This window comes from Novosphingobium sp. CCH12-A3 (assembly GCF_001556015.1).
Lineage (GTDB): Bacteria > Pseudomonadota > Alphaproteobacteria > Sphingomonadales > Sphingomonadaceae > Novosphingobium > Novosphingobium subterraneum.
Genome location: NZ_LSIA01000090.1, coordinates 1 through 6,310, shown reverse-complemented (window position 1 = coordinate 6,310; position 6,310 = coordinate 1). Strand labels below are relative to the sequence as shown.

The 6,310-nt window shown below is 63.6% G+C and carries 5 protein-coding genes; 1 reads left to right on the top strand and 4 read right to left on the bottom strand.

Annotated features, from left to right (window positions below; all coding sequences use genetic code 11):
* Positions 1–116: 116 nt before the first annotated feature.
* Positions 117–1,016 carry an ArdC family protein gene (locus AX703_RS07220; protein ID WP_039338227.1) on the top strand — a complete coding sequence of 300 codons (900 nt, stop codon included), beginning with the start codon at positions 117–119 and terminating at the stop codon, positions 1,014–1,016.
* Here the strand turns inward: AX703_RS07220 and AX703_RS07215 are convergent.
* The 4 genes from AX703_RS07215 to AX703_RS07200 are packed head-to-tail and all read right to left on the bottom strand — an operon-like array spanning position 1,000 to position 6,167.
* Positions 1,000–1,443 (bottom strand): hypothetical protein, encoded by a 444-nt coding sequence (locus tag AX703_RS07215; protein WP_062343453.1) that lies wholly within the window; start codon positions 1,441–1,443, stop codon positions 1,000–1,002. The two genes, AX703_RS07220 and AX703_RS07215, sit on opposite strands and share 17 nt — an antisense overlap.
* Complete coding sequence (locus AX703_RS27820; protein ID WP_062343452.1) at positions 1,430–3,265, bottom strand: hypothetical protein; 1,836 nt, start codon at positions 3,263–3,265, stop codon at positions 1,430–1,432. The genes AX703_RS07215 and AX703_RS27820 overlap by 14 nt, the downstream gene beginning before the upstream one ends.
* Complete coding sequence (locus tag AX703_RS07205; protein WP_062343451.1) at positions 3,262–5,034, bottom strand: site-specific integrase; 1,773 nt, start codon at positions 5,032–5,034, stop codon at positions 3,262–3,264. The genes AX703_RS27820 and AX703_RS07205 overlap by 4 nt, the downstream gene beginning before the upstream one ends.
* Positions 5,034–6,167, bottom strand: coding sequence for a tyrosine-type recombinase/integrase (locus tag AX703_RS07200; protein WP_062343450.1), 1,134 nt, complete (start codon positions 6,165–6,167; stop codon positions 5,034–5,036). Before AX703_RS07200 ends, AX703_RS07205 begins: the two co-directional genes overlap by 1 nt.
* Positions 6,168–6,310 lie beyond the last annotated feature (143 nt).

Genomic DNA, 6,310 nt, shown 5'->3' with positions numbered 1-6,310 from the left:
GAGGTATGTAACATCGCAAGTGTCCTCATTTCGAGGACAGTCGATGGCCTTTGCGCGCTGCTGTTTCCCAACCATCGTACGGCCTGCTGTGCGATTTCAGGACGGGAGTCCTGATCATGCGCAGCAAAGAACGCACCGATATATACACGCGCGTCACCAACGAGATCGTTGCCGCCATCGAGGCAGGGGCGGGCTCGTGGACAATGCCGTGGCATCACGATGGATCAGCGACCTCGCGCCCCATCAACGCCGGCACCGGCAAGGCTTACCGGGGATCCAACATTCTCAGCTTGTGGATCGCGGCGCAGGCTGCAGGCTACAGTTCCGGACGCTGGGCCAGCTATCGTCAGTGGCAAGCGCTGGGAGCCCAGGTTCGCAAGGGCGAGCAGGCCACCACGATTGTCTTCTGGAAGGTCAACGATCGCGGCGAGGATGCCGATGACCGGGATTCCGAGCAGGAGGGGCGTGGCCGCGCTCGCATGTTTGCGCGGGGGTACAGCGTTTTCAACGAGGCGCAGGTCGAGGGTTATGCTCCACCAACCATCGATCTCCTGTCTGACGATGCGCGGATGCGGAACGCCGATATCTTTTGGGGCAACCTTGGCATTGAGTGCCGGCATGGCGGCAACGAGGCGTACTATATTCCTTCGGAAGATCGCGTGCAAATGCCACCCTTCGCACAGTTCAGGGAGCCTGCCGCTTATTATGGCACGCTTTTCCATGAAGGTCTGCATGCCACAGGAGCGGCGTCCCGCTGCGACCGTGATCTGTCCGGCAGGTTCGGATCGGACAGATATGCAGCGGAGGAGGCCATCGCAGATCTGGGAGCCGCCTTGGTCATGGCCGATCTCGGTATCGCGCACCATCCACGACCGGACCATGCGGCGTACATCGCGTCCTGGCTACGCGTGCTCAAGGCCGACGCTCGCGCGATTTTCACGCTGGCGAGCAAAGCGCAGGCGGCAGCTGACTGGATGCATACTCAGCAGCCCGAACAACTCAGCGTGGCTGCATGATGGCACCTGCGGTGGATGCCTCAGGCATTCGCCGCAGGAGCGCCGTGAGCCGATCCTCTGCGCTTCGGGCGCGGTGCAACAGCGTCAGGTTCTCGCTGGCGAGTTCGCGCCGCTCCTCGGCGTGACGCCGGGCATTGGCCCTGAGGTGCGTCAGCTCGGTCTCGAGCGTGGCGATGCGCGCTGCCAGGTCGCGTGCGGGCGTGCCTGGTCCTGCCGCAGCTTCGATCTCGTCGAGGATGTCCCGGTGGCTCGTATAGAGCGGATTGCGACTGCGTCCCGCTTCGCGCGCGACCGAAGTCGGCGTGATCTTCACCACCCGTCCCGCATGGTCGGCGTGGCGCCCTTCGCCGCGCACCAGCCTCGCCAGCGCCGCCCGGTAGCTCCTTGCCGCGGATTGCCCGCGCTGACCCTGATCATCCTTGCCCATCGTCATCTCCGATTTGCGTGAGCACCCGCTCGCATTGTCCGATCGCCTCATTGAGCACGGCCGCCGTCATCGGATTGGCCTCCGGCAACAGCGCAGCATTGCGTCTCCGGCGATCCCGCCAGTAGGCTCCGTGCTTCGCTTCGATCACCATGTTGGCGCATGAGAGGCAGACCGCCGGCGCTCGTCCGACCTCATTCGGTTGCAGTTCGCCGCCGCAGCGGGAGGTCTCCTGCTGGAACACGCACCAGCCATAGTCGCAGGCATGGATGCGAAGATCCGTCTCCTTGAGGATGAACGCAACATAGTCTCGGCGTACCTGTTCGCCCGCGCGGCCGCGGAACCGGGCGTTTCCGGCGACGATACGTTCGCCCATCTTGCCGCCGAGCCGCTTGGCAGCGAGCAGGCGATCGAGTGCGGCTGCGGTTTCGGCGCGGGCTTCGTGGTCGATGAGGCCATGCAGGTCGAAGTCGTTGCCGACGTAGCCCCGCGCGGTCATGGCAACGGAAGCATGCTTGAAGTGCTCGGCCAGGCCCAGAAGCTGGGTACGGTCGCGCCTGGCAATAAACCGGGCAAAGGTCTTGCGGAACTGGTGCGTGCTGAACCTCCAGGGTTTCCCATCATGATCGGGGATGCCGACATGCCGCGCAAAGTCATTGATGCGCCAGGCGATATGCATGTGCGTCACCGGCACGATTTGGCCATACTGCGTGTTCTTCACCAGGAACAGATCGTCGCGGCCCGAGGCTTCGCGCAGCGGCGCGCTCAGCTGCTCGAGCAGCTCCACCGCGCGCACGACCGGTGCCGGGGCAACCCAGCGCTCCCTACGGCCATCGAGATCGTCGACAGTCTTGAACAGCCGGGACACGACATATGCCTGATTAACGCCGGTTCCGCCGATCGGGTGATGCTCGATTGCCCCTGTTTTCATTGACAGGATTTCGCTCGACCGCATCCCGACGAAGCCCGCGATCAAGATATAGCACGCCTCGACGAGGTGGACGGCGGCGTGCCGAACTGCATAGGCGCCATCGAGCCGTTCGCCCGATGGTCCGGCCAGCGATGCGAGCCTCAGCGCCGCTCTAACATGATCAGATGCCTGGCGCTTGCCGCGCCGCAGACCCTGCGCTCGCGCTTCGCGGCGGATCGTTTCGGCTGCGACGATCGTATCGCCATGCTCCTCGACCCACCGCAGGGCTTCGCTCAGGATTGCAACGGCCACGTCTTCGGGGATGAACGGTATGACGCCCTTGGTCGCCCTGGTGTGGCCGGCGGCTTCATAGGTCGTTTCCAGCGGCAGCGGATCGACCAGTGGCGCATCGTTCAGCTTTTCCCGCTGACGATAAAGGTCTTTGATCACGAGCAGATAGTTCGTGATTGTGGCAGTTGAGATATTGCCTTTGCCTCCGCCGGCGCGTGCAGGACGACAGCGCAACCATTTGCAGAGTTGTTCGACCGAAGCTGGATCGATCCCGGCAAAGTGCGAGTGTCCTTCGCATGCCATCCATTCCAGCAGCGCGCGCAGCAACATTGCTTTGTGATGGATCGACGCCGGAGACGACCGTTTGCGCCCTGATGGAGGATGATAGTGCATCGACCAGAGGAAGTGCTTGGCGGCGCGGACAAGCTGAGCATGATCACTGTTCCCGATGCGAGTGTGCTCCGGCATGGCCAACGCCCAACTGAACCGCTTCTGATCCGCGCGGCGACCCGCAGTGCGGATATCGAGCCGCCATTCATCGTCGCCGAACCGGCTCCACGGGGAAAGCCGCGCATCCTCCCAGGATGGCGACGACTGCGTGAGTGGGTGGGGGTGCTGGTTCATTCGACTGGCGGCAGCTGCGGCAGTGACATCCTCGAAACTGCTTCGAGCATCGCCTCGCAGAACCGGGGCAGGATATCGCGCTCGAGGATTTCCAGCTTGGGTGCATAAAGCAGCCGCCAGCGCTCGGGAGCCATGGCGGCACGCCCATCTGTAAGTGCGGCCCGCGTCGCCAGCAGGCGAACCAGCACGTCCTCGTTGAGCGGGATCACGGCATTGGGGCAGGTGAAGCATCCGAGCCAGGCCGTACACAGCTCGCCCTTGCGCTGTCCCTCGGCAACGCCGGCAAGGGGATCGCTACAGATAAATCCGGCTGCGGTCGCGTGGCGCAGATCGGGAAGCACCTCCATCCCGGGCGGGGATTCGGCATCGCCCCGGACCATTTCCACAAACCGGGCTTGCAACCTGCCGATTGCCAGCGCTTGCGCCTTTCGGACGCGGGGCCGGTCCACATAGCGCTGTGTCGTGTCTGGAGTAGCATGGTTGGCCAGCACCTGCGTCTTCAGGATGTCATGCCCGAGCCGCTCGTGCGCTAGTGTGAGCCCCGATGCGCGCAGCGCCGCCAGCGTCAGTTTGAGCGGCTTGCCATCGTCGCCCAGCAGGCCATGGCGCTCCACAAACCGCCGGGTAAGTTTCGTGGCCAGATAGCCGGGGATCACACCGACTCTGCGAGACCCGTGTATTCTCCCGGTGAGGAAGAGATAATTCTGGTCGCGGCGTGGCGTATGCGGCACCAGCCTTTCGGTCATAGCCAGAACCTGATCGATCAGCACGGGCACCGAGGAGCTTTTGTCGCGCAGGAAGCTGCGGCGCTGTTCACGTCCCGCGCGCCCCTTGCGCCAACTGACCAGAACCCTGCCTTCGAGCAGCAGATGCTCGCTCAGGCAGTCGCGCCGCATCAGCCTGAGGGCCTCGGCATTTGCAAAGGTTTGCGCGCCGATGGCGATCATATAGGCAACGATCGTATCCGGCAGCGCAAACAGCCGCCCCGCGATTTCGCCCATGCCACCGTGGCGGATCATGGCGAAGTGGAGATGCCAGAGGCCCGCGCCCTTTCTCAACATGTCGCCGACTTTGGGTGGCACGCCGCCGAACCGACCGTCGATCACCGCGAGCATGACCCCGATATCGTCGAGATCGAGCTTGGCGAGGTCGGGTTCGGAGACAATGGCCTTGCGATCGACCCGAGCCAGCGCAGCGCGGCCTTCCTCGAACAGTGCCCAGGCTGTTTCGATGTCCCGATGGGCCGCCGTGAGCACGCGTTCCATTTCATCGCGGCTCAGTGCCTCACGCTGGCGCGCTTCCGCATTCTTGCGGGGGAACGGATTGAACGGGATTTCGAGTTCGGGGTGAACCAGGTCGGGCCGGTTGCGCTTGAGCCAGGCCATGTGCTGCTTGATGATCGACCAGACAGTATACCGTGACCCCTTGCTCCAGGGCCTCGTGCCGAGCCAAACGATAAACGCATTGAGAATGCCGCTATCGACGTCGCGCGTGGCTAAGATGGCGGAATCGTATTCGGCAAGGAACGCAAACCAGAACTTCAAAGTACGGAACGCTGAGCCTCTGTTGGCCGGTTGTTTGGCAGCATAGTGATGCCGGAACGCGAGCGCCCACTCGGCAGCCATCGTCGGCCGATCGAAGATCGAGAAGTCGAACGCGCATTCGAGCTGGCCGTCGGCATCTATGACATTGACCAGCAATGCGCCCGGATTGCCGATCAGCGGCTTCGGCGATGGCTCGACCCGGTAGTCCTTTTGCCGACGCGGCATTACAGCAGCGCCGCATAGAGATCGTCGACCGACGCCTCGATTGCCGAGAGGTCGGTTTCGACAACGCGCAGGTATACCGCGGTGGTTGCCAGATCGGCGTGGCCGAGCAGCACCTGCAACGCGAGCAAGGGATTGAGTTCGGGATTGGCCCGGGCTTCGCGTTGCAGGAACCGCAGCATGGCGGCGGCGAAGGTATGTCGCAGCGCATGGAACGTCGCCGTCACACCCGCTGCCTCGGCGGCAGCCGTGAACATCGCGCCAACCCTGCGCGGTTTCATGGGCTGCCCCCGACAAGTCAGGAACAGAGCCTCGGGATCGCGATCTGCCCGTTTTGTCGCCGCACGACGGACGAGGACCGCCCGCTCTTCCCGCACATAGGCACGGGTTCGATCAACCAAAGGGACCGGAGGATATATTATTCGCGACCGCCCACCCTTGGTTTCGTCGATCTGCACCGGCACCATCGGTTCACTGCCGGCCCCTTTCAGATGACGCACGGTCAGGCCCGCCACTTCCATCCGACGGATTCCCGTAGTCACTGCCCATTCAACGATCAGCCTGTCGCGTGCCGACATTGCGGCCATGATGCGCCGAATCGCTTCCGGCGCGAGCGGGCGCGGCAACATCGGCATATGCCGCACGGTAAGCTCGTTGGCCCGGATTCGACCGCCGGTGGCATCGACATGGGCCAGGAACGCCTGCGGGCGACTGCGCGACAACGCGATTTCCTGGCTTGCGAACGGGACCTGCTTCATCAGTCCGGTCGCCACGCTCCAGCGGTAGAAACGCCCTATGGTCCTGAGCCGCCCGTTGATTGTACTGCGTGCCAGCGGTCTGCCGCTGTCGCCACGGGGCCGGAGCATCTGATCGCGATAGGCGGCCAGTTCGCCAGGACCGACCTCGTCCCAGGCCCAGCCATTGGCCTCTAGCGTCTGCCACCAGTCGTAGAGAGCTTCAGCGTAGGTTCGCCAGGTCTGCGGGCTGCGGGTCCTGCCGCGCACCAAAGCAACGTGCATCAGCCATGCGCAGGCCGGTTCGACGAGCCGCATCCGGGCGTCGAGCAGCATCGGGACATTCTCCACCGATGATCCGTCGGGCCGGAATGCAGGCGTCGAGAACAACAGCTGCGCCATACCCACTCCCAAGATTGCAACCGGACAGGAAGGGCCCTCGGGCCCTCCCTGTCCGGCAGAGAAGAGGGGGCTCGGATCATGTGTCCTGCTTGATTGGCAGAAGAGGACAGAAAGGACACGTTATGGATGGGACCTACCACGAG

What these genes read in the sequence shown, in the direction of transcription:
- AX703_RS27820 (WP_062343452.1), bottom strand. Translation starts at nt 3,265, where the DNA reads ATGAACCAGCACCCCCACCCACTCACGCAGTCGTCGCCATCCTGGGAG.
- AX703_RS07205 (WP_062343451.1), bottom strand. Translation starts at nt 5,034, where the DNA reads ATGCCGCGTCGGCAAAAGGACTACCGGGTCGAGCCATCGCCGAAGCCG.
- AX703_RS07200 (WP_062343450.1), bottom strand. Translation starts at nt 6,167, where the DNA reads ATGGCGCAGCTGTTGTTCTCGACGCCTGCATTCCGGCCCGACGGATCA.
- AX703_RS07220 (WP_039338227.1), top strand. Translation starts at nt 117, where the DNA reads ATGCGCAGCAAAGAACGCACCGATATATACACGCGCGTCACCAACGAG.
- AX703_RS07215 (WP_062343453.1), bottom strand. Translation starts at nt 1,443, where the DNA reads ATGGGCAAGGATGATCAGGGTCAGCGCGGGCAATCCGCGGCAAGGAGC.